The organism is Mycobacterium sp., from assembly GCF_052145595.1.
GTDB lineage: Bacteria > Actinomycetota > Actinomycetes > Mycobacteriales > Mycobacteriaceae > Mycobacterium.
Map to the genome: position 1 here is coordinate 13,515 of NZ_JBKQOI010000275.1, position 22,687 is coordinate 36,201.

The following is a 22,687-nucleotide window of genomic DNA, read 5'->3' on the forward strand; positions in this document are numbered from 1 at the left end:
CCACGCCCAGCGCAGGAGGAATCGATGCGTGCTGGCCCCCTCACCATGCGGGCCCTCACCATGCGGGCCCTCGGCGGCCTGACCCTGGCGACGGCATCCGCGATCGCAGCGCCCACGCCGCAGGCGGCCGCGCAGCCACCCCCGGGATTTCCCAGTCTCGACGGTTTCACCTCTGTCCCGGTGGACGGCTACGCCTCGTCTTCGCTTTCGGCCGCTTCTGCCCGGATCACTTTTTTGGCTTCGTCCACCCTGGTGTGTGACTTTTACGGGGGGACGGCGCCTCCGCCGCAACCGTCACAGGACATCAAGTGCAGTGGAGACATGCCAGGAATGGACGACGTTCCCTTTCCCGGCGGGGGCCACCCGAAACCGGGCGACTGCGTTGTGGGTGCGGTGAATTTCAAAGGGCCCGGCTACGAATTGAGCCGTATGTCCTACGGCGGATGTGATGGAAGCCCGCCCCCTCTGCCGTCTGGCGGCAAATCGCTGGGCGTGGGCCAGAAATTGTCGTATCTGAACGTGACATGCGCGGTGGGAGCCGACAGCCTCGTCGCCTGTCTGGATGCCACCAGCGGAGACCATGGGTTCGTCCTGCAACGCTCGGGAAGCTGGGCGTTCTAACCAGGCCTGAAAAAGAGCGAGCGATCAGTCCAGGGCTGCGCGCAACGACGCCACCGCATCGTCAATCGAGCCGGTGGTGGAGTAGCCGGCGGCCAGCCGGTGGCCACCGCCGCCGAAGGTGGACGCGACCGCCGCCAAATCCACGTGCGCCTTGGCCCGCATCGACACCGACCACTGCCGCGGGTCGACCTCTTTGAAGACCGCCGCCACCTCGGCCTGCTGCGTGGTGCGAACGATATCGACGACGCTCTCGACTTCCTCTGGGCGGGAAGCGATCCAGTCCTGATGCTCGACAATTGCGTAGACCAGTCCGCGACCGCCGACCGCGTCCGGCACCAACTGCGCCGAGCCCAGCACGCGCGACAGCAGCGGCAGCCATACGAACGGATGGGTATCCATCAGCGTTCGGCTGATCGCGGCGTTGTCCACGCCGATATCGACCAGCCGAGCCCCCAGCCGAAGAGCGCGGGCGCTAGCCCAGCGGAACGATCCGGTGTCGGTCGTCAGGCCGGCGTAGATGCAGTGCGCGACGTCCGGCTCGATCGGCTTGCCCCACCTGTCAAGCATTTCGGCGATCATCATCGTGGTGGAATCCGCGGACACGTCGATGAAGTTCGCGGTGCCGAACATGTCATTGGAGGCGTGGTGGTCGATGACCAACAGCTGGCGGCCTGGACCGGCCAAATCACTCAACCCGCCCAACCTCTTGACGCTCGGAACATCAACGGTCACAACCAAATCGACGTCGCGTCGCATCGCATCGGGGCTGACTATCAAGTGACAACCGGGCAGCGACGCCAGCGACTCCGGCAGCGTCGCCGGTGCGGCGAAACTGACCGCGACATCCTTGCCGCACTTCTCCAGCACCAGGGCCAGTGCCAGCCCGGCACCAATGGTGTCGGCGTCGGGGTGGACATGAGCGACCACCCCGATCGTCGCGGCGCGCGCCAGCAGCTCGACGGCGCCGAGAGCGTCGACGCGTGCACCGACCCGCGGGGCACCGGCCAGTTCAGTCTTCGGGTTGGTTGTCGTCACCGGTGTCCTTTGCGTCGAGTCCGTCCAGTGCCCCCGATGCCGGCGGTTCGGCGACCGACCCGCTAACACGGTATGGATCGGCCTCCCCAGCCGGTTTGGCACCCGAGCGAACCCGCGCGACATCGGCGTCGGCGGCACGAGCACGGGCCAGCAACTCGTCCATCTGACGTACGTTGTCAGATGTCGTGTCGCGGGTAAACGTCAACGTCGGAGTGAAGCGCACACCGGTGCCCGCCCCGACCTTGGTGCGCAGCGTACCTTTGGCGCGTTCCAGCGCGGCCGCGGCCGCGTCGTAGTCCGGCTCGTCGTCCAGCGTGCGTCCCATCACCGTGTAGAACACCGTCGCATCGTGCAGGTCGGCGGTCACCTTCGCGTCGACGATCGTCACTCCGTCCAGCCCCGGATCCTTGATCTCGAACTCAATCGCCGAGGCGACGATCGTGAAAATCCGTTTGGCCAGACGGCGCGCCCTGGCGGGGTCAGCCATCAGGCGCGCTCCTTCTGCACCAACTCGTAGGTCTCGATGACGTCGCCCTCCTTGATGTCGGAGTAGCCCAGAGTGATACCGCACTCGTAGCCCTCGCGGACCTCCGTCACGTCATCCTTTTCCCGTCGCAGCGAGCTGATCGTGAGGTTATCCGTGACCACGATGCTGTCCCGCAACAACCGGGCCTTCGAGTTGCGCCGCACCACACCCGAGGTGATCAGGCAGCCGGCGATGACGCCGACCTTGGAGGAACGGAACAACGCCCGGATCTCGGCGCGGCCCAGCTGGTTCTCCTCGTAGATCGGCTTGAGCATGCCGCGGAGGGCCTTCTCGATCTCGTCGATCGCCTGGTAGATGACCGAGTAGTAGCGGATGTCCACGCCTTCGCGGTTGGCCAGCTCCGTTGCCTTGCCTTCGGCGCGCACGTTGAAGCCGATGATCACCGCGTCCGAGGCCGACGCCAGGTTGACGTTGGTCTCGGTGATGCCACCGACGCCGCGGTCGATGACGCGCAGTTCCACCTCGTCGTCGACCTGAATCCCCAGCAGGGCCTCTTCCAGCGCCTCGACGGTACCGGCGTTGTCGCCCTTGAGGATCAGGTTCAGCTGGCTGGTTTCCTTCAGCGCGGCATCCAGATCGTCCAGGCTGATCCGCTTGCGGGAACGCGCGGCCAGCGCGTTGCGCTTGCGGGCGCTGCGCCGGTCGGCGATCTGGCGGGCGATGCGGTCCTCGTCCACGACGAGGAAGTTGTCACCGGCGCCCGGCACCGACGTGAAGCCGATCACCTGTACCGGCCGCGACGGCAGCGCCTCCTCGACGTCGTCGCCGTGCTCGTCGACCATGCGGCGGACCCGACCGTAGGCGTCACCCGCGACCACCGAGTCGCCGACCCGCAGCGTGCCGCGCTGCACCAGCACGGTCGCCACCGGTCCGCGGCCGCGGTCCAGGTGCGCCTCGATCGCCACACCCTGGGCTTCCATGTCCGGGTTGGCGCGCAGGTCCAGAGCCGCGTCCGCGGTCAGCAGCACCGCCTCCTCCAGCGCCTCGATGTTGGTGCCCACCTTCGCCGAGATGTCCACGAACATCGTGTCGCCGCCGAAATCCTCTGCCACCAAACCATATTCGGTGAGCTGGCCGCGGATCTTGGCCGGGTCGGCGCCTTCCTTGTCGATCTTGTTGACCGCCACCACGATTGGCACATCGGCCGCCTGCGCGTGGTTGATGGCCTCCACCGTCTGCGGCATCACGCCGTCGTCAGCGGCCACCACCAGGATCGCGATGTCGGTGGCCTTGGCGCCGCGGGCACGCATGGCGGTGAATGCCTCGTGGCCCGGGGTGTCGATGAAGGTGATCGGCCGCTCGGTGCCGTCGAAGTCGACGGACACCTGATAGGCGCCGATGTGCTGGGTGATGCCACCGGCCTCGCCCTCGCGGACGTTGGCCTTCCGGATGGTGTCCAGCAGCCGGGTTTTACCGTGGTCGACGTGACCCATCACGGTCACCACCGGCGGACGGGTCTGCAGGTCTTCCTCGCCGCCCTCGTCCTCGCCGTAGGTCAGGTCAAAGGACTCCAACAGCTCGCGGTCTTCGTCCTCCGGGCTGACGACCTGGACGTTGTAGTTCATCTCGCTGCCCAGCAGCTCGAGCGTCTCGTCGCCGACCGATTGCGTGGCCGTCACCATCTCGCCGAGATTGAACAGCGCCTGCACCAGCGCGGCCGGGTTGGCATCGATCTTTTCGGCGAAGTCCGACAGCGATGCGCCGCGTGCCAATCGGATCGTCTCGCCGTTGCCGTGCGGCAAGCGCACGCCGCCGACGACGGGCGCCTGCATCGAGTCGTATTCCTGGCGCTTCTGCCGCTTGGACTTGCGGCCGCGCCGGGGCGCGCCGCCGGGACGGCCGAACGCGCCGGCGGCACCGCCGCGCTGTCCGGGACGGCCGCCACCGCCACCACCGCCGGGACCACCGCCGGGACCACCGCCGGGGCCGCCGCCGGGACGGCCGCGGAAGCCGCCCGGTGCGGCGCCTACTCCGCCCGCACCGCCGCGGTAGTTACCGCCACCCGAGTCGGGGCGGCCGCCGGGCCCACCCGGCCGGCCACCGCCGGGTCGCGGTGCGCCCGAACGTGCCGGGCGGGACTGCCCGCCGGCACCCCCGGGACGGGGCGGCATGCTGCCGGGCGAAGCGCCCGGGCGCGGCGCGCCGGGCCTGGCCGCTCCGGGGCGGGGCGCCGGCGGACGCGGGATGGGCCGGTCGACGGGTTGCGCCGACGAGAACGGGTTGTTGCCGACGCGCGGGGTACGGACCCCGGGCTTCGGCATCGGGCCGGGGCGCGGGCCCGGCGTCATACCGGGGGGAGGCGCCGGTTGGCTGGGTGGCTGTCCGGGGGTCGCCGCTCCCGGCTGCCCGGGCGGCGGCGCCGACGGCCGCGCGGGTGCCGGCGGCGCGGGCGCTTCTGCGGCCGGAACCGGGGAAGCCTGGGCCGCAGCGGTTGCCGCTGTGCGGGTGTCGGCGGGCTTGGCGGGTGCGACGGTCGCTTCGCCGTTGCCGACGGCCTTGTTGATCGCCTTGTCGAGGGCCTTATCGAGTGACTTGTCGGGGCCCTTGGCGGGTGCCTTGTCGGGGGCTGGCTTGCTGCCTCCGAAGGACTCTCGCAGCCGGCGAGCGACCGGGGCCTCAACCGTCGAGGATGCGGATTTGACGAATTCGCCCTGTTGGTTCAGCCGGGCGAGAACTTCCTTGCTGCTGACACCGAGTTCCTTTGCCAACTCGTGTACGCGGGCCTTACCTGCCACTACATCTCCTGTCTATGAGGCGACAGTCGTGGGCCGCGCCTCGGGTTTAGTTATGACGCATTGTCATCGGGACTTCACGGTGTGCTCATGTTCTTAGCTACCTGTTCTGTTGCCGCGATAATCGGGCGCGCCTAGAGACTCGACGTGCTCGACCACCGCGGATGTGTCCGGTGGACCGGCGATCCGCAACGCTTTGGTGAAAGCCCGCCGCCGAATCGCCTGTTGCGCGCACTGCGGTACGGGATGCAGCCATGCACCCCGCCCCGGCAGGCTACTCCCCGTGTCAACGATCACGGCATACTCGCCGTTCCTGGTCGGCACAGCAACCACTCGAAGCAGTTCGACGGCCAACTCTCGCTTACGGCACCCCACACACGTGCGCACTGGTCCATCAGTGCTTCTGTGCGCCCGTCTGGTTTCGGGGGCCGAAAGTTCGCGCTGGATCACGGCTCAGTCTAGCGTCACTTGACCGGAGCTCAGAACCGCCCGAGAATGCGGCGTGACGTCCGCCGTCAGCGGGCTGTCAGCGTGAGTGCCTGTCCGGCGAGCAGCCTTATCCCATCGGGGAATTCGATGCCTGCGCTGCTACACCGGGTGGGCACGGCCGTCCCGTCGACGGACGCGTCGTAGCCGGCCGCGCCGCCGAGGACCGTGAGCCGGCGCAGGTCGAGCCGCCCGCCGGTGCAGGCCATGACGAGCGCGTCACCCTGCTGCGACCACAGGCCCCAGCCGGAGCCGGCGAGGAACGGCAGGGCGGTGTCCGGGCGGCGGAAGCTGTACGCGCCGGCCGGTTCGTCGTGGCTGAACCCGGCCAGCGCCTCCAGCGCCGACCAGCCGGCCAGCGACCGCGCGTAGTGGTCGCCACACTCGATCTCGTTGAAAGGATTGCGGCGCCGCCCGTCGTAGCGCACCCACACGGCGTCGAGGACGGCGCGCCCCTCGCGGTGCAGGCCCTCCCGCCAGCAGTGCGCGGCCACCTGGTACTCCGAGCCGGTCCACACCTCGTCGGCGTAGCGGATCGACACCGCGGGCCGGCCGCCGTGCGGCCAGGTACACAGCAGCAGCCCCGCGTCGTCTCCGTCGGCGAACACCCGGTACGGGTGGGTGAAGCCGCAGAACCCGCGGCGCAGGTTGTGCCGCACCACCGCGGCGAGGGCGGTGCGCACGTGTTCGGCGGGCAGCAGGTGGCCGAGGTCGAGCTGGTGCGCCCACCACTGCCCGATCAGCTGGTCGGCCAGACACCCGTCACCCCACTGATAGTCGTGGTTGTCCCCGGGCGGCAACCGCTGCACGTAGTACTCGCCGTTGAACAGTGCCGCGTCATAGGACTCGCTGGCGCGGGCGAAGGTGGCCCGGTACGCCGTCGCCGCGTCGGTGTCGTCGAGGAGCAGGGCCATCTGCTCGGCGGCACGCAGCGCGGCCAGCCACAGGGTGCCGGTGAACGGGTTGTGCCCGGCGAGGTCGATGTCGTGGGTGCTGGGCTGGATGCCGCTGAGCATCCCGGTGCCGTCGACGTTCCAGGTGCGGTCGATGTGGCGCAGCAGGCGGGTGAGGTTGGGCCAGTACCGGCGCAGCCAGTCCCTGTCCGCACCGCCCGCGCCGGCCCGGTACTCGCGGTAGGTCTTCAGCACGGTGCCGAGCATGCCGTCCAGCGCCGGCTGGTCGGGGCCGCCGATCGGCTCTCCCCACAGCTGCGGTAGGTAGGTCGGCGCGATCACCCGGTGCGGTATGTACCCCGACGGGGCCTGCATGATCTCGAACTCGGTCTCGCGCATGCTCCGTTCCAGCGCGGGGAAAGCCGCCGCGAGCGCCTGCGCGTAGTTCCAGACGTGCGTGCAGTTGAGCGGACAGGACCCGCCGTAGGACCCCGACCACATCACCGTGGAGGCGCCCAGCACCCCCTCGAATGCGAAGAACCGACCGTCCGCGGCGCGAAAGCAGGTGGGGCTGCGCACGGTCGCGAGCTGCGCGGCGAGGTGGCTGACGGCGGCGTCGTCAAGGCCGGAGCGGGCCAGTGTGGAAGTCCATGCGCCGGTGGCCTCGCGCAGCGCGGGCCATTCTCGGCGCACCCGCTCGAACACGTCCTGGGCGTCGGCGTAGCGGGTGGCGTAGTGGTTGCCCAGCCAGAACCGGGACCGCCCCCACTCCGGCCGGTCGGGCCCGAACTGTTCGAAGTTGACGTAGCGGTTGGGGAAATACCAGGTCAGCGCGACCCGGATCAACCGCGTCTCGCCCGGCTGCAGCAGAAACGGAACGCCGAGGCCGGCGTTCCAGGTGCTGCCCCGCGGGCTGGCGCCCATCGCCGACCGCGGAGCGTGACGTTGCGGGTCGGCGATGCCCGCCGCCAGGGCCAGCCGCGGCGCGCCGCTGGCCAGCGCCCGCGAGCGCAGAAACGTGACGAACTCACCCGCGTCCCGCCACCGGGTCAGGGCGGCGGCCCGCGGGTCGTCGGTGGCCAGCACCACCTGCCCGGCGCCCGGGGCGTCGTCGGGCAGCGCCGCGTTCTCCAGCACCACGCTCGTCCAGCCGTCGCGACGCCGCAACCGGTTGGTGTTGCCGCCATACCCCGGCGTGTGGACGCCGTCGATCGGGGTGATGCCATCCCACCCGACGGCGTTCTGCACGGTGGCGCCCAGCGTTCCGTGCAGCGGGTGGTTGTCCGTGTTGACCAACCGGAAGGTAAACATCGCCGCCGGAATGGAGCTGGCGTCGACATCCAGTGGCACCAGCGGGTTGAAGGCCTCCAGCGTGACGTCCAGGGGAAGGGCCGGATCCAGGTAGCCCACCCGGGCAATCGGGTAGGTAGCGCAGAAGGTGGTGCGGGCCACCCCCGGATGCCGGCTCAGCAGGTCACGTTGCCACTGTGGCACGACGTCATCGCTGACCAGCGGGGTGTCCGTCGAGTCCCGCGGTGGCGCCTGCAGGATGCGCACCACGTCCAGCGGTGGCTCCCATCGGCTGACCCGCAGCGCGAAGAACGACCCCGGCAGCGCGCCGGCATGGTTGCCGATGTTGTGCAACTGCCACTGCCGCAGCCCGCCGTCGGCGCAGACGGCCAGGTTCCCGGTGCCGATGCCACCGAGCGGCATGGCCAGGTGGGCGAACTCGGCGCCGTCGCACTCGGCCGCGCGCACGTCGTCGGGCCGAGCCACGTCAGCCGCCTACCTCCAGGTCGTCGGCGCTGGGCAGCGGCGGTCCCGGCGCCGATGGGCGGTCCAGGTAGAAGAACGCGGTGGAGGCGATGTCGTCGTGCAACGGCTGATAGCGGTGATGCGAAGTCCACCCGAGGGCCTGGATGTCCACGCGCAGGTCGGCGCGGAAATGGATGGGGTCGAGGAGGTGCCAGCGGTACATGCCGAACCGTTGCTGGCTGCGGTACAGCCCGTCCGGGCGGATGACCTGGTGCAGCCCGAGGAACGGTGTCGAGTAGACGGTGTACCCCTGCCCGGGCACGTCGAAGTTCCAGGCGCCGCCGAAGTAGTCCTCGGTGCCGGTGCCGCAGATAGTGGGGAACTCCTCGTCGCCGTCGAGGTAGAACTTGACCTCGCCCTCGCCCCACCAGCCCGGGCGGTTGACGCCCCAGGCGAGGTAGGTGCCGACGTACTTCCCGGCGCCGGGCACGGGGTCGAGGATGGGGTGCACGTTGCCGGCCGCGAGGGGGTTGCTGCGGTGGAATTGGCTGTGCAGGTAGCCATCACCGGCGACATCGACGTCGATCTCGTAGCTGATCTGGTAGTACACGGTGGCGGTCTGCGGCGAGCGGTTCTCCAGCGTGAGCCGGGCGTGCCGCGGCACCGGCATCGGCCAGTAACTGTTGAAGCCGCCGTGCGGGTTGGCTGCGACCGGCACGGAGGAAAGCTGGGCGAACTCGCACCAGCCCTGGCCGAAGAAGTCGCCGACCGGTACCTCGATTGCGGGCTTGTCCGCGCCGTCCCAGTAGGCGCGCAAGATGACGCTGCGCCAGTTAGTCGGGTGCGTGGTCAGCCAGATGTGAGTGATGACCGCCGGCCCGTCGATGGCGGCCAGCTCGAACGTGGTGTGCCCGTCGATGTGGACGCTGGGCGAGATCTTCCAGCCCGGGCCGAGGTGCGCCGCGCAGGCTGCACCGGTTCCCTCGGCGGCGCGCGCACCCCCGCCCTTGGCGCCGTCGAAGTTCTCCGGGCTGATCGACCGCGATTGCGCACCGCTCAGCCGGGCAAGGGATCGGAGGTCGGTCACGAGCGCCGCTCCTCCTCATCGCTTCGCTCTGCATCGTCGCCGGCGGTCACGAGCGCCGCTAGCGGTCGTGCGCCATCCCGTGGGTGGCACCATGTTCGGACTGGTCCTCAGAATGCCCCGGCGAATCCCCGCGGATGTCGATGCGCCACCCGGTGAGTCGGGCGGCCAACCGCGCGTTCTGGCCCTCCTTGCCAATGGCCAGCGACAACTGGAAGTCCGGCACCACCACGCGCGCGGCCCGGCCGCTCTGGTCGATGACGGACACGGAGACCACCTTCGCGGGCGACAACGCGTTGGCGACGAAGCGGGCCGGGTCTTCGTCGTAGTCGATGATGTCGATTTTCTCCCCGGAGAGCTCGCTCATCACGTTGCGGACCCGCTGCCCCATCGGACCGATGCAGGCGCCTTTCGCGTTCAGGCCGGGAACGTTAGACCGCACCGCGATCTTGGAGCGGTGACCGGCCTCGCGGGCCACCGCCACGATCTCCACCGATCCGTCGGCGATCTCGGGGACTTCCAGCGAGAACAGCTTGCGCACCAGGTTGGGGTGGGTACGGGACAGCGTGATCACCGGCTCACGGGAGCCGCGTGTCACCCCAACCACATAGCACCGGACGCGGTTGCCATGCTCGTAGCTCTCGCCGGGAACCTGCTCAGCCGCCGGGATCACGCCCTCGGAGGCCTTGGTCTCGCTGCCCATCCGGACGACGACCAAACCACGGGCGTTGGCGCGGCTGTCGCGCTGAATGACGCCCGCGACGATCTCACCCTCGCGGGTGGAGAACTCGCCGTAGGTACGCTCGTTTTCGGCGTCGCGGAATCGCTGCAGCATCACCTGACGTGCGGTGGTCGCGGCGATGCGGCCGAAACCCTCGGGGGTGTCATCCCATTCACTGATGACGTTGCCGTCCTCATCGGTCTCTCGCGCGAGCACGCGAACGACACCGGTCTTGCGGTCAATCTCGATACGCGCGTCCGTCTGGTGACCTTGGGTGTGCCGATAGGCGGTAAGCAACGCGGACTTGATCGTCTCGAGCAGCTCGGTGACGGAGATTCCGCGATCCACTTCGATCGCGTGCAGCGCGGCCATGTCGATGTTCATGCTCCGGCCTCCGTCCTGCGCGCCTGATGCTTAGTCGCCAATTCCAGCTCATTCTGGGCTGGCGGTGAAAACTCCACCTGGACAACAGCTTTCACGATTTCGGTGAGCGGGATCTCGCGTACCGTGCAGTCCCGGCCGTCGCGGACCACCAGCGCGATGGTGTGATCGCGCGTCTCGCCGACCCGGCCGGTCAGCTGCGATCCGTCCGACAGCGCAATTTCGACCTTGCGGCCGCGGGCGCGGCGGAAGTGCTTCTCGCTGGTCAGCGGGCGCTCGACGCCGGGCGAACTGACCTCGAGCACATAGGGGTCCCGGATGCCCTGCTGGCTGTCCAGCAACGCCGATGCCGAACGCGAGAGAGTGGCTATCGTGTCCAGGTCGAGGGGGCTGTCACCGTCGGCGACCACCGTGATCCGCGGCGGCCGCGTCCGCGCGTCGATGACCACGTCTTCGATTTCATAACCGGCGCGCGCGAACTCCCCACCGAGTAGCTCGATCACCTGCGTCTGCGAAGGTAGCCCGGTGGTCACGGCGAGCTCCTCATCTTGAGTTGTCCGGTCATCCGGCGGGTGTCGGTGCCCGGTTGACTTCTGGGCGGCTTTCAGCGTCCCGGCGGAACGCGACCGCTGCCGTCCCGCGAGAGCCAGCTATCAACGATACGCCAGGAATCGCGTTTGACGAGGTGATCGCGTCGTCAAGGTCCCTGCCCTCTACCAATGGCAGGATGTTGCTGTGCCTAGCGCAGTACCCGTCACCAACAGGCGGGGTCTGCTCGCCGGCGGCGTGGCCCTCGCTGCGCTCGGGGTGGTCGTATCCGCCTGTGGCGAGCTCCCACCCAAGCCGCCCCCAGTCGAAGACCTCTTGGGGCCGCTGGACCAGGCCAGAAAAGACAGCGCGCTGGCGGCCGCCGCCGCCGCGGCCGCCGGTAACCCGCCCCAGATCGCCGCCGCGCTGACGGTGGTCGCCACCCAACGTGCCGCGCACGCGCGCGCCCTGTCCACGGAAATAACCCGAGCCGCCGGCAAGCTCACGTCTTCACCGAGTTCATCGAGTGAGACGACCAGCCCCAGCCAGGCTGAGCCGGCGGGGCCACCACCTCCTCCACCCCCGGTGTCCGATGTGATCGATTCGCTGCGCGCATCGGCCGAGAGCGCCAGCCGCCTGGTCGCCACCGAGTCTGGCTACCGGGCTGGGCTGCTCGCCTCCATTGCGGCTTCCTGCACGGCGTCCTACACGGTTGCGCTCGTGCCGGGGGGTCCGTCGATATGACATCCGGCAAAGACTCCGACACCGCGGCGCTGTGCGACGCGCTGGCCGTCGAACACTCGACCATTTACGGCTACGGCATCGTGTCCGCGTTGTCGCCTCCCAGTGTCAACGACTTGGTGGTGGAAGCCCTGGACCAGCACCGCCAGCGACGCGACGACGTCATCACGATGCTGGCCGCCCGCAAGGTCAACGCGCCGGTCGCCGCCGCCGGCTACCAGTTGCCCATGCTGGTGGGCAGCGCCGCGGATGCCGCCCGCCTGGCGGCACGCATGGAGAACGACGGCGCGACGGCTTGGCGGGCCGTCGTCGAGCACGCCGACACGGCGGATGATCGTGCGTTCGCCGCGACGGCCCTGACGCAAAGCGCGGTCATGGCCGCCAGATGGAACCGCGTGCTGGGTGCCTGGCCCATCACCACGGGTTTCCCGGGCGGCAACGAGTAGTTCCGGCTAGCCGTTCAGGGCCGCCGCGATGTCGCCGGCCAACGTTGGCCCGGCGGCCAGCTGCCGCGTCTGTCCGCTGAAGCGATCGCGCAGCTCGACGATGCCATCGGCCCAGCCCCGCCCCACCACGACGATCCGGGGCACACCCAGCAACTCGGCGTCCTTGAACTTCACGCCGGGTGATGCCTGGCGGTCGTCGAGCAGCACCTCGACACCCAACCGGTCAAGATCAGCGGCCAGGGTGGTGGCTCCGGCGCGAGCTTGGTCGTCTTTGTTGGCTATCACCAGGTGAACGTCGAACGGCGCGACGGCCGACGGCCAGCGCAGGCCCAGCTCGTCGTGGTGCTGCTCGGCGATCACGGCCACCATCCGCGACACCCCCAGGCCGTAGGAGCCCATGGTGAGCCGCACCGGTTTGCCGTCCTCGCCGAGCACGTCGACGGTGAAGGCATCGGTGTACTTGCGGCCGAGCTGGAAAATGTGGCCGATCTCGATGCCGCGCGCCGACACCAGCGGGCCGGCGCCATCGGGAGATGGATCGCCGTCGTGCACCTCGGCGGCCTCGATGGTGCCGTCGGCGGTGAAATCCCGGCCGGCCACCAGCCCGACGACGTGGCGGCCGGGCTGGTCGGCCCCGGTGATCCAGCTGGTGCCGTCGACCACGCGCGGGTCGACAAGATAGCGAACACCGTTGTCACGCAATGCCTTCGGCCCGATATAACCCTTCACCAGAAACGGATACCTGGCGAAGTCGGCATCGTCGAGCAACGCGTAGTTGGCCGGTTCCAGCGCAGCGCCCAGCCTCTTGTCGTCGACCTCGCGGTCGCCGGGCAACCCGATGGCCAGCAGCTCCCACTCTCCGCCCGGCCGGCGAACCTTGAGCAAGACGTTCTTCAACGTGTCGGCCGCGGTGACCGCACGGCCCAGGCCGGCCTCGTTGGCCCAGTGCACCAGGGTGGCGATCGTCGGGGTGTCGCCGGTGTCGTGGACCACCGCTTCGGGCAGCCCGTCGATGGGCCGAGCCTCCGGGCGGGCGGTGACGACCGCCTCGACGTTGGCCGCATACCCCGACTCCAGGCACCGCACGAAGGTGTCCTCACCGACCGGACTCTCGGCCAAAAACTCCTCGGAAGCGCTGCCGCCCATCGCTCCTGACACCGCTGACACGATGATGTAGCGCACCTTGAGCCGCTCGAAGATGCGTTGATAGGCCTCCCGATGCGCGTGGTACGCGGCCTTGAGTCCGGCGTCGTCGATATCGAAGGAGTAGGAGTCCTTCATCAGGAATTCCCGGACCCGCAGGATGCCGGCGCGCGGCCGCGCCTCGTCGCGGTATTTGTTCTGGATTTGGTACAGCAGCAGCGGAAAGTCTTTGTAGGAGCTGTATTCGCCCTTGACGGTCAGGGCGAAAAGCTCTTCGTGTGTGGGGCCCAGCAGATAGTCGTTGCCGCGGCGGTCCTTTAAGCGAAACACCCCGTCGCCGTATTCGGTCCATCGGTTGGTCGTCTCGTAAGGCGCGCGTGGCAGCAGGGCGGGGAACAGAATCTCCTGCCCGCCGATCGCGTTCATCTCTTCGCGGACGACCCGTTCGATCTTGCGCAGCACCCGCAACCCGAGGGGCAGCCAGCTGTACAGCCCGGGTGCGATGGGCCGGATGTAGCCGGCCCGGATCAGTAGTTTGTGGCTGGGCACTTCGGCGTCGGCGGGATCATCGCGCAGAGTGCGCAAGAACAGCTCGGACATCCGGGTGATCACAGCGGGCAAGCCTAGCTTGCCGCGCCTATGACGAAGCCGGGCGCAGTCGGGTCGCCCGGCCTTGGCTCTTATGTGCCGGGCGCGCCGTCCTGGCCGGACGCGCCGGCCACGCCGCTAGCGCCTGTGGCCCCGGCCTCGCCCACCGTGCCGCCATGGGGATTACCGGCGGCGCCGCCCGCGCCGCCGGTGCCGCTCGCGCCGCCGGCGCCGCCCGCACCGCCAAATCCGCCGCTGCCGGTACTGCCGAGCGTCCCACCAGCGCCGCCGGCACCACCGGCGCCGCCATTGCCGCCGGTGCCACCCTCACCCCCAGGACCGCCGGCACCACCGTTACCGGCAGAACCCGGTGTAGCGCCGACGCTGTTGCCGGCATCGCCGCCGGTACCGCCCGCACCGCCGATGGTCCCGGCACCGCCCACGCCGCCGGCACCGCCGACCCCACCGTTGCCGATCATCCCGGCGGTACCGCCCTGGCCGCCGGCGCCCCCTTGACCGCCGATACCGCCGACGGGCCCGGCTCCCCCGTCGCCGCCGACGCCACCGCTGCCGTCCAGGCCGCTGGAGCTCCCGCCGGCCCCGCCGGCGCCGCCGAGGCCACCGTTACCCGCCGCGGCGCCGATGCCGGCGGTGCCGCCTACGCCACCGGCGCCGCCGTGGCCGCCGTTGCCGATCAGCATGCCGGCGTTCCCGCCGGCCCCGCCGGCCCCGGCCGCACCTCCGGTAGCGGTCGCGGCGGGCACCGGGGTGCCGGGACCACCGTTTCCGCCGTTGCCGCCGGCGCCACCCTCACCGGCCGCGCTGAGCACGCTGCCGCCGACACCGCCGTTGCCACCGTTGGCACCGATGCCTCCGTTGGCGCCGTTACCGCCCGCACCGCCATTTGCCGTGCCTGAGGCGCTGCTGGCCGAACCGCCCGGGCCACCATCACCGCCGGGAGCACCGGGTCCCCCGGCGCCGCCGTTACCGCCGGCACCGGCATCTGCCGTGCCTGACCCGGTGCTGGTCGCCGAGCCACCGGCGCCGCCGAAGCCGCCGGATGCGGAGATACCGCCCTGACCGCCACCACCGCCTGGGCCCCCCAAAACGTCGCCAGTGCTGGTGCCGCTACCGCCGGTGCCGCCGCCACCGCCACCTATGAACTGCTGGGTGCTGTCCCCGCCAGGACCCGCGGCGGTGCCGCTACCCGAGGGGTTGCTCGTGCCGTTGTTGCCCGGCGGCAACTCGCCGTGCTGGTCGAAGGGGAGGTTGGTGCCGTTGTTGCCCTGGCCGCCGGCCCCACCGATCCCGCCGTGCCCGCCGTTGCCGAGGTACATGGCGCTTCCGCCGGCCCCGCCGTTGCCGCCGGCCGCGGCGGGATCGCCGACCAGCGCAACGCCACCGGCCCCGCCGGCGCCGCCGGTACCGCCGTTTCCGTATAACAGCCCACCGGTGCCACCGGCGCCACCGATGCCGCCGGGCAAGCCGACCCCGCCCGCGCCGCCGGCTCCGCCGGCGCCCAACCACTGGGCATTCCCGCCGGCGCCGCCGGCGCCGGCGAGCCCGCCGGTGTTGGCACCGCCGGCGCCACCGGTGCCACCGTCGCCGAACAGCCCGGCAGCCCCGCCGGCTCCGCCGGCCGCGCCGGCCCCGCCGCCGGCACCGCCGGTGCCGCCGTTGCCGAACACCCGGCCGGCCCCACCGGCCCCACCGGCCGCGCCCAGCCCGCCGGCTCCACCGGTACCGCCGCGGTCGATCAACCCGCCTTGCCCGCCGGCCCCACCGAACGCGCCGAGCCCGCCGGCTCCCCCGTTACCACCCTTGCCGAACAGCCCGCCGCTTCCGCCGTTGCCGCCGGCGACGCCAGCGGTTGTGCTGTTGAAGCCGTTGCCACCGTTGCCGTACAGCAGTCCGCCGTCGCCCCCGTTGGGATTCGCAGCGGTGCCGTCAGCGCCATTGCCGAACAGGGGGCGCCCCAGCAGCGACTGGGCGGGCGTGTTCACCGCGGCGAGCATGCTTTGCATCGGATTGGCGTTGGCGGCCTCGGTGCTCGCATACGAGGCAGCACCGGCGACCAATGTTTGCGTGAACTGGTCGTGGAATAGCTTCAGCTCGGCGCTGACTTCGTGATAGCCCAGCGCGTGCTGGTTGAACAGTGCCGTGATGGCCGTCGAAACCTCATCGATACCGGGCGCCAGCACCGAGGTGGTCGGCGCCGCTACGGTCGCGCGGGCCGCTTCCAACGTGGAACCGATCCCGTTCAAGTCAGCGGCTGCTGCCGTCAATGCCTCGGGCGCCGCGAATACAAATGACATGGTCATCCCAGTCAGCCGGTGTCACACGCACCGGCACTGACGTATCGTAACGAGGTCCGTGCTCACCAAAGCGGGGGTTCGCGACAGCTCGGACATCCGGGTGATCACAGCGGGCAAGCCTAGCCTGCCGCGGGTTTGGCGGAGGGGGCTGCGGTGCGCTGACGCAAGCTCAGCCATGCGTGCCTTCTCGAAATTGATATCGCATGCGCTATCAATTCCAGTGCAAGCCACGGTGCGGGAGCGCCGGTGGTCGGCCGGCGCGCCGACCGAAAATGTAGCGTTGGCCCCGGGAATTCAGGTTCTCCTCAGCTGTGCGCGCTAGGTTACCGCGCATGGGCACGTCTGTGACCCGTGCCGGTTCCGGTCATCGAAGCGGGCCTGTTGTGGTGGCTTTGACACTTTTGTATGCGATCGAATTGATCGGGATCCTCTGCGCGGCAACGATTGTCGCAAGTCTGGGGCGTGCGCATCTCGGTCGCGGCGCGGGATTGCTGGCGTTGTGCTTGGTCGCGGTGGCGGCACTGGTTGGCTGGCATGCGATCCGCCTGCTGCTGGGCCAGCGCAGGTTGAGCGTGCCGGGCCTGGCCGTCCAGTCGGCGATTCTGATCAGCGCGATCGCGGTGGCCACCCAACGACCGACTGCGGGGGCCTTTGGGGTCATGGTGGCCGCCGGCGTGCTGGCGGCGTGGGGCCGGCTGGGGAGGCCCGATCGACCGGCGGAGCCGTTGGCCATGCCGCCCGAGGATCCTCTCTCACCGGAAGTGCGCGGTGTGGCTGGTCGGCCGGGCAAGCCGGGCTTCAGTGGCGTCATGCTGGTGGTGATCACGTCGGCGCTGGTGTTGTGCGCCCTGAGCGTGCGCGGCGGAATCGTGGTCGGGTTGGTCATCCTGGCAATCATCTTCATTCCGCTCGAGCGGCTGTTCGCGCTGCGCCCGCGCCAGATACTGCGCACGGGGTGGCGCACCGACGTGGTGCACTATCTGATCAATGGGGCCGCGCTCAAGGTCGGTCTCGTCGTCACGGTGGCTGTGGTCGGCACCGTCTTGCGGGCTTTTGTCCCCGCACCCTTTCGCACCGCGATTGCCGCGAGCCCCGGTTCGGCGCAAATTGTCGCCGCATTGGCGATCGCCACGGTCGGCGGCTACGCGGGACACCGTGCCGCGCACGAGGTTCCGCTGTTGTGGCGGTTCCACCGCGTGCACCACAGCGTGCGTGAAATGGACTGGCTCGCCGCCAACCACCTGCACCCCTTGGACCAGATCTTCGTCCGGTCCACCGCGGTGCTACCGCTGTATGCGCTTGGCTTCGGTCGATTGAGCCTGGGCGCCTTCGTCGTGCTGACCACGCTGCAGGCGATTTTCATCCACGCCAATGTGCGACTCACGTTCGGGCCGCTGCGGTGGGTGATTGCCACCCCGCAGTTTCACCATTGGCACCACGCTCGTGAACCCCAGGCCTACAACTCCAACTACGCCGGGGAATTCCCGGCCGTCGACGCGCTGTTCGGGACTCTCTACCTGCCCGCGCACCGATGGCCCGCGCGGTACGGCGTCGACGACAGTGAACCCGCGGGGTATCTACGCCAACTCGTGTGGCCGCTGCGCACGCCCGCGGCCCGGGTTCCGCAAGCCTGACGCCTCGAGCTACAGCTCCCCGGCGTCGATCGCTTCCTTGACCTCTTGCGCATGAGCGACCTGCGCAGGGGTGTAGCCGATAAATAGCGCCGCGCAGCCGACGATCACAGCCGCGCCGGCCACCCACAGCAGGCCGTAGGTGTAGCCGTGGTCAAGCGCATGCAGCTGAAGGTCGTTCATGAACTTGACCGGACCGGTGGTGCCGCCCAGGTACAGGGTGCGCGAGGTGATCACGGCCTGGATGACGGCCAGCACCAGCGGCCCGCCCAGGCTCTGCAACATCAGTGTCATCGCCGACACCGGGCCGATCTGGTCGAAGCCGACGCCGGCGATGGCCGACAGTGTCAGCGGGACGACGGCCATGCCGATGCCGATGCCGCCCACGACGATGGGCATGACGAGGCTGGGGAAGTAGGGCGCGCCCCGGTGCATGGACCACCAGCCGTACAGCATCGCGAGGACCAACAGGTATCCACCGGCGATCGTCACCACCCGCGGTGAGAACCGCGACACCAGCTGCGAGGACACACCCAGGCCGATGCCCATCGCGATGACGAACGGGATGAAGCCGACGCCCGCGCGCAGTGCGCTGTAGCCCAGGATGTCCTGCACGTACAGGCCGATGGACACGGTCAGGCTGAACATGACGCCGCCGGCCAGGAAGATCGCGGTGAAGGTGAATAGCCGGTTGCGGTCGCGGAACAGGCCGAACGGTACGACGGGGTTTTCGGCGGTGCGTTCCACCACGATGAAAGCAAGAGCGGCCGCCAACGCCACTGCGGCCGAGCCGATCGTGGTGACGGAGATCCAGCCCCTTTCCGGGCCCATCGAGAAGGCGAACACGGCGGCGGTGCACGCCAGCGTGGCCAGCATGGCCCCGGCGGCGTCGAGCTTCATCCGCTCTCTATTGGTTTCCCGCAGCGCGGTGCGGGCCAAGTAGATCATCACCAGCCCGATCGGCACGTTCACCATGAACGCCAACCGCCATGACACCTCGGTCAGCGCGCCGCCTACCACCAGGCCCATCACCGAGCCGATGGCGGTCATTGCGGCGAAGACCGCCGTCGCCGCGTTGCGCGCCGGACCCTTGGGGAAGGTGGTCGCGACCAGCGCGAGTCCGGTCGGCGACGCGATGGCCGACCCGACGCCCTGCGAGAGCCGAGCGATGACGAGCGTCACCTCGTCCCAGGCCACGGCGCACAGCACTGAGGAGATGGTGAACAGCGCGACGCCGACGATGAAGGTGCGCTTGCGCCCGATGGTGTCACCGAGGCGGCCGCCCAGCAGCATCAGTCCGCCGAAGGTGAGCACATATGCGGTGATCACCCAGCTGCGGCCGGCGTCGGACAGGCTCAGCTCGTTCTGAATCTTAGGAAGCGCGACGATGGCGACGGTGCTGTCCATGGTCGCCAGCAGCTGCATACCACCGATTGCGGTGACGGCTGCGATGAAGCGGCGCGAAGGCAACCAAGCGGGGTAATACTTGCTGGTTCGCGTTGAGGCGGTCTCCGCCGGTTGCGTTGGGTGCATCCGGGCCGGACGATCCGGGCGTGCAGCTGTCCAGTTCTGGACTGCCCGCTCTGAGTCGTTGAGAGCCGTCATAACGGGTTACCTTACAGTAATCTTAAGAATCGTTTAAACCCCGAACGCCGCGACGGCCCCGATAACAATGATCGCCGGAGGTCGGATCCCTTCGGCTCGGATCTTCTCGGGCGTGTCGGCGAGAGTGGCCCGCAATGTGTGTTGAGCGGCCGTCGTTCCCTGCTGCACTACCAGCACCGGCGTATCCGCACGTCGGCCGCCTTCTAGCAGGGCATCGGCGAACAGTTCGATGCGTTCGACCGCCATCAGCAAGACGATGGTGCCGGTCATTGCAGCCAACGCGTTCCAATTTACTAACGATTCGGGATGCCCGGGCGGCAGATGGCCGCTGACCACCACGAACTCGTGATTTATCGCCCGGTGAGTGACCGGAACGCCCGCCAGGGCGGGCACACCTATGGCGCTCGTCACACCTGGCACCACCGTCACCGGGATTCCGGCCTCGGCGCACGCCAAGACTTCCTCGTACCCGCGTGCGAAGACGAAGGGGTCCCCGCCTTTGAGGCGGACCACAAAGTTCCCGGATCGGGCGCGTTCGATCATGACGTCGTTGATCGCGTCCTGGGCCATGGCCCGCCCATACGGGATCTTGGCGGCGTCGATGATTTCCACGTGCGGCGGCAGTTCGGCGAGCAGTTCGGGTGGCGCCAGCCGGTCGGCGACCACTACGTCGGCCTGGGCGAGCAGGCGGCGGCCGCGCACGGTTATCAGTTCGGGGTCGCCGGGACCGCCGCCGACCAGCGCCACCCCGCCGCGCACGACGTCGGAGCTCTCGGAGCTTTCGGAGCCTTCCGGGGTGATGACGCCCGTCTGCAACGCCTCCCGGATCGCCGACCGGATCGCCGCCGACCGGCGGTGCTCGCCGCCGGCCAGCACGCCCACCGACAACCCCGCGTAGCTGAAGGACGCCGGGGTCACCGCGGTGCCTTCGACGGCAATGTCGGCGCGGACACAGAAGATTCGGCGGCGTTCGGCCTCGGCGACCACGTCGGCGTTCACCCGCGCGTTGTCGGTGGCCGCGATCGCGTACCAGGCCCCTTCGAGGTCGCCGTCGCGGTATTCACGCACCGACAAGGTGATTCCGGTCATCGCTTCGACGGCCCGGGTGGCGGTGCGGGAGATGACATTCACGTCTGCGCCGCTCGCGATGAGTAGGGGTAGCCGGCGCTGGGCGACCGTGCCCCCACCGATCACGACGACCTTCTTGCCGGCCAGCCGCAATCCAACTAGGTAGGGGCTGTCGGTCACCCGCCAAGCCTAGTGTCGACCGCCAGCGCGGCGGAGCCGGGCGCAGCGGGTCGACACCCATCGACCTAGTTGTTGCTCGATGCGGAGCCGCGAATTTAACCGGCGGCGGCATTTGCGACGAAGCGCGCCACCGCGTCCGGCGCCGCGGCCGGGTGAGTGTGCAGGTACGACGCATGCACGCCGGCGTGCACGGCACCGTCTCGCACGGAGTCGACGGCGTCGCCCGCGTACACCCATGCCGGTTGGTAGCTCTCGCTGAATGCCACTGCGGTTCGGTGGAATTCGTGTCCAACCACCCGCTGGCCAACCGAGTACAGCGGCGAATCAGCCACGGCGACGGCGTCGCGATATGCCAACGTGAGGTGCGGGGTGAATCGTGCCGAACCGGCCAGCACTCCGCACATCGGATACCCGTCGAGTTCGGTGGCCAGGTAGATCAGCCCGGCGCACTCGGCATGCACCGGCGCGCCCGCGGCGGCCAGCTCACATATCTGCCGGCGGACAACGTCGTTAGCCGAGAGCTCCGCGGTGAACTGTTCGGGAAAGCCGCCCGGCAACAGCACCGCGTCTGTGCCGTCGGGCAAAGGGTCGATGAGCGGGTCGAACTCGACCACTTCGGCGCCGGCAGCGCGCAGCAGCTCAGCGTGCTCGGCGTAGCCGAAGGTGAACGCCTTTCCGGCGGCCATTGCGACAGTGGCGCGGCCGCACGGTTTCTCCCCCACTGCCGCCACAGGATCCCATGGCGGATCGGCAACGCGGCTTCCGGCGACCGCGACAACGGCGGCCAGATCGACGTGACGAGCGACCAAAGCGGTCATCGCCGCGACCGCGACCTGTGCACGACGGCCGTACTCAACCGCTGTGACAAGCCCCAGATACCTTGTCGGCAGCTCCAATTCGGCAGTGCGCGAAATGGCGCCCAACACCGGGACACCGGCCTGCTCGCACGCCTGTCGCAGCACTTGCTCGTGTCTGGGCGAGCCGACCCGGTTCAGGATGACACCACAGACCCGGGTCGCGGTATCGAAAGTCGAAAAACCGTGCAGCAGTGCGGCAATGCTGTGACTTTGGCCGCGCGCATCGACCACCAGAATTACCGGGGCGCCCAGCAGCGCGGCGACGTGGGCGGTGGAGCCTTCCGCGGGGGCGGTCGCCGCGAGCGAGATGCGCCCATCGAACAGCCCCATCACGCCTTCGACCACGGCGATGTCCGCACCACTGGCGCCGTGGGCGTACAACGGGCCGATGAGCTGATCCCCCACCAATACCGGGTCGAGGTTGCGGCCGGGCCGTCCGGCGGCCAGGCCATGGTAGCCGGGGTCGATGAAATCCGGGCCGACCTTGAACCCCGCGACTGTGTGGCCCGCCCGTCGCAAGGCCCCAATCAAACCCGTTGCGACCGTGGTCTTCCCGCTGCCGGAGGCGGGCGCGGCGATGACCACCGCGGGGGCCGTTGTCACTGCACCGCCCACCATCGCGAGCGTGCGCAGAATGACACCCCACACGGCGTGTCGGCGTACAGACACGCGCGCTCGCGGGTCGAGGGCGCGGGGGCGGGGACACTCACCACTCGATGCCCTTCTGCCCCTTGCGCCCTGCGTCCATCGGGTGCTTGATCTTGGTCATCTCGGTGACCAGGTCTGCGGCGTCCACCAAGCGCTGCGGGGCATCGCGTCCGGTGATCACCACATGCTGGTGGCCCGGCCTGGCCAGCAGAACCTCCACCACGTCGTCGACGTCGATCCAACCCCACTTCAGCGGATAGGTGAACTCGTCGAGTACGTAGAAGTCGTGACGCTGCGCGGCCAGCCGGCGCGAGATCTCGGCCCAGCCGTCGGCCGCGGCCGCGGCGTGATCGAGTTCGGTGCCCGCCTTACGCGACTTACGCGTCCAAGACCAGCCCGCACCCATTTTGTGCCATTCGACGGCTCCGCCGATCCCGTGCCGGTCGTGCAGCTCGCCGAGTTGAACAAAGGCCGCCTCCTCGCCCACTTTCCACTTGGCGCTCTTGACGAACTGGAACACCGCCACATCCAGGCAGGCATTCCAGGCCCGCAACGCCATTCCGAACGCCGCTGTCGACTTTCCCTTTCCCGCACCCGTATGCACCGCAAGCACCGGCGTGTTGCGCCGGGCCCGGGTGGTCAGGCCGTCATCGGGGACTCGGAGCGGATTTCCCTGTGGCAT

At 69.2% G+C, this 22,687-nt stretch carries 17 protein-coding genes and 1 pseudogene; 4 read left to right on the plus strand and 14 right to left on the minus strand.

From position 1 onward, the window contains the following. The first annotated feature begins 45 nt into the window (after positions 1-45). Positions 46-621 (plus strand): hypothetical protein, encoded by a 576-nt coding sequence (locus ACLP4W_RS23740; protein ID WP_442389866.1) that lies wholly within the window; start codon positions 46-48, stop codon positions 619-621. A gap of 24 nt (positions 622-645) precedes the next feature. Here ACLP4W_RS23740 and ACLP4W_RS23745 read toward each other — a convergent pair whose 3' ends face one another. The 8 genes from ACLP4W_RS23745 to rimP all read right to left on the minus strand — a co-directional run bounded on the left by ACLP4W_RS23745 (position 646) and on the right by rimP (position 10,788). After that, complete coding sequence (locus tag ACLP4W_RS23745; protein WP_442389843.1) at positions 646-1,656, minus strand: DHH family phosphoesterase; 1,011 nt, start codon at positions 1,654-1,656, stop codon at positions 646-648. Then, complete coding sequence (rbfA, locus tag ACLP4W_RS23750) at positions 1,631-2,143, minus strand: 30S ribosome-binding factor RbfA (protein ID WP_442389844.1); 513 nt, start codon at positions 2,141-2,143, stop codon at positions 1,631-1,633. Before rbfA ends, ACLP4W_RS23745 begins: the two co-directional genes overlap by 26 nt. Next, a complete protein-coding gene (gene infB / locus ACLP4W_RS23755; protein ID WP_442389845.1) occupies positions 2,143-4,938 on the minus strand; it encodes a translation initiation factor IF-2 in 2,796 nt (931 codons plus the stop codon). Before infB ends, rbfA begins: the two co-directional genes overlap by 1 nt. 93 nt (positions 4,939-5,031) lie before the next feature. After that, a complete protein-coding gene (locus tag ACLP4W_RS23760; protein ID WP_442389846.1) occupies positions 5,032-5,385 on the minus strand; it encodes a YlxR family protein in 354 nt (117 codons plus the stop codon). Between the two features lie 65 nt (positions 5,386-5,450). Next, positions 5,451-8,090, minus strand: coding sequence for a GH116 family glycosyl-hydrolase (locus tag ACLP4W_RS23765; protein WP_442389847.1), 2,640 nt, complete (start codon positions 8,088-8,090; stop codon positions 5,451-5,453). A 1-nt stretch (position 8,091) separates the two neighbouring features. After that, positions 8,092-9,156, minus strand: a complete 1,065-nt coding sequence (locus ACLP4W_RS23770; protein WP_442389848.1) for a glycoside hydrolase family 172 protein — start codon at positions 9,154-9,156, stop codon at positions 8,092-8,094. Between the two features lie 58 nt (positions 9,157-9,214). Then, positions 9,215-10,258, minus strand: coding sequence for a transcription termination factor NusA (nusA, locus tag ACLP4W_RS23775; RefSeq protein WP_442389849.1), 1,044 nt, complete (start codon positions 10,256-10,258; stop codon positions 9,215-9,217). Then, positions 10,255-10,788: a ribosome maturation factor RimP gene (gene rimP, locus ACLP4W_RS23780; protein WP_442389850.1), complete on the minus strand. Its 534-nt coding sequence runs from the start codon at positions 10,786-10,788 to the stop codon at positions 10,255-10,257. The genes nusA and rimP overlap by 4 nt, the downstream gene beginning before the upstream one ends. Positions 10,789-10,990: 202 nt before the next feature. On the opposite strand from rimP, the gene ACLP4W_RS23785 reads away from it, so the two are divergent. Together ACLP4W_RS23785 and ACLP4W_RS23790 are read left to right on the plus strand one after the other, a co-directional pair. Then, complete coding sequence (locus tag ACLP4W_RS23785; RefSeq protein WP_442389851.1) at positions 10,991-11,527, plus strand: hypothetical protein; 537 nt, start codon at positions 10,991-10,993, stop codon at positions 11,525-11,527. Next, positions 11,524-11,970: a ferritin-like domain-containing protein gene (locus tag ACLP4W_RS23790; RefSeq protein WP_442389852.1), complete on the plus strand. Its 447-nt coding sequence runs from the start codon at positions 11,524-11,526 to the stop codon at positions 11,968-11,970. Before ACLP4W_RS23785 ends, ACLP4W_RS23790 begins: the two co-directional genes overlap by 4 nt. 6 nt (positions 11,971-11,976) lie before the next feature. Here the strand turns inward: ACLP4W_RS23790 and ACLP4W_RS23795 are convergent, their stop codons facing one another. Next, positions 11,977-13,725 (minus strand): proline--tRNA ligase, encoded by a 1,749-nt coding sequence (locus ACLP4W_RS23795; protein WP_442389853.1) that lies wholly within the window; start codon positions 13,723-13,725, stop codon positions 11,977-11,979. Between the two features lie 68 nt (positions 13,726-13,793). Beyond that, positions 13,794-16,016 (minus strand): PE family protein, encoded by a 2,223-nt coding sequence (locus tag ACLP4W_RS23800; protein ID WP_442389854.1) that lies wholly within the window; start codon positions 16,014-16,016, stop codon positions 13,794-13,796. 386 nt (positions 16,017-16,402) lie between these two features. Between ACLP4W_RS23800 and ACLP4W_RS23805 the strand changes: the two genes are divergently transcribed. Continuing rightward, on the plus strand, positions 16,403-17,650 hold the full coding sequence (locus ACLP4W_RS23805; RefSeq protein WP_442389855.1) for a sterol desaturase family protein: 1,248 nt from the start codon (positions 16,403-16,405) through the stop codon (positions 17,648-17,650). Between the two features lie 9 nt (positions 17,651-17,659). On the opposite strand, the gene ACLP4W_RS23810 is transcribed toward ACLP4W_RS23805, so the two are convergent. The 4 genes and pseudogenes from ACLP4W_RS23810 to cobO form a co-directional block, all read right to left on the minus strand. Further along, positions 17,660-19,252, minus strand: a complete 1,593-nt coding sequence (locus ACLP4W_RS23810) for an MFS transporter (protein ID WP_442389856.1) — start codon at positions 19,250-19,252, stop codon at positions 17,660-17,662. 22 nt (positions 19,253-19,274) lie between these two features. Then, a pseudogene (gene cobA / locus ACLP4W_RS23815) lies at positions 19,275-20,500 on the minus strand (uroporphyrinogen-III C-methyltransferase). A gap of 95 nt (positions 20,501-20,595) precedes the next feature. Further along, positions 20,596-21,960 (minus strand): cobyrinate a,c-diamide synthase, encoded by a 1,365-nt coding sequence (locus ACLP4W_RS23820; protein ID WP_442389857.1) that lies wholly within the window; start codon positions 21,958-21,960, stop codon positions 20,596-20,598. Between the two features lie 103 nt (positions 21,961-22,063). Continuing rightward, positions 22,064-22,687 (minus strand): cob(I)yrinic acid a,c-diamide adenosyltransferase, encoded by a 624-nt coding sequence (gene cobO / locus ACLP4W_RS23825; RefSeq protein WP_442389858.1) that lies wholly within the window; start codon positions 22,685-22,687, stop codon positions 22,064-22,066.

Bases quoted from the DNA above. Each gene is read 5' to 3' on its own strand.
- ACLP4W_RS23740 (WP_442389866.1), top strand. From the start codon at position 46: ATGCGGGCCCTCACCATGCGGGCCCTCGGCGGCCTGACCCTGGCGACG.
- rbfA (WP_442389844.1), bottom strand. From the start codon at position 2,143: ATGGCTGACCCCGCCAGGGCGCGCCGTCTGGCCAAACGGATTTTCACG.
- nusA (WP_442389849.1), bottom strand. From the start codon at position 10,258: ATGAACATCGACATGGCCGCGCTGCACGCGATCGAAGTGGATCGCGGA.
- ACLP4W_RS23790 (WP_442389852.1), top strand. From the start codon at position 11,524: ATGACATCCGGCAAAGACTCCGACACCGCGGCGCTGTGCGACGCGCTG.
- ACLP4W_RS23800 (WP_442389854.1), bottom strand. From the start codon at position 16,016: ATGTCATTTGTATTCGCGGCGCCCGAGGCATTGACGGCAGCAGCCGCT.
- ACLP4W_RS23810 (WP_442389856.1), bottom strand. From the start codon at position 19,252: ATGACGGCTCTCAACGACTCAGAGCGGGCAGTCCAGAACTGGACAGCT.
- cobO (WP_442389858.1), bottom strand. From the start codon at position 22,687: ATGCCACAGGGAAATCCGCTCCGAGTCCCCGATGACGGCCTGACCACC.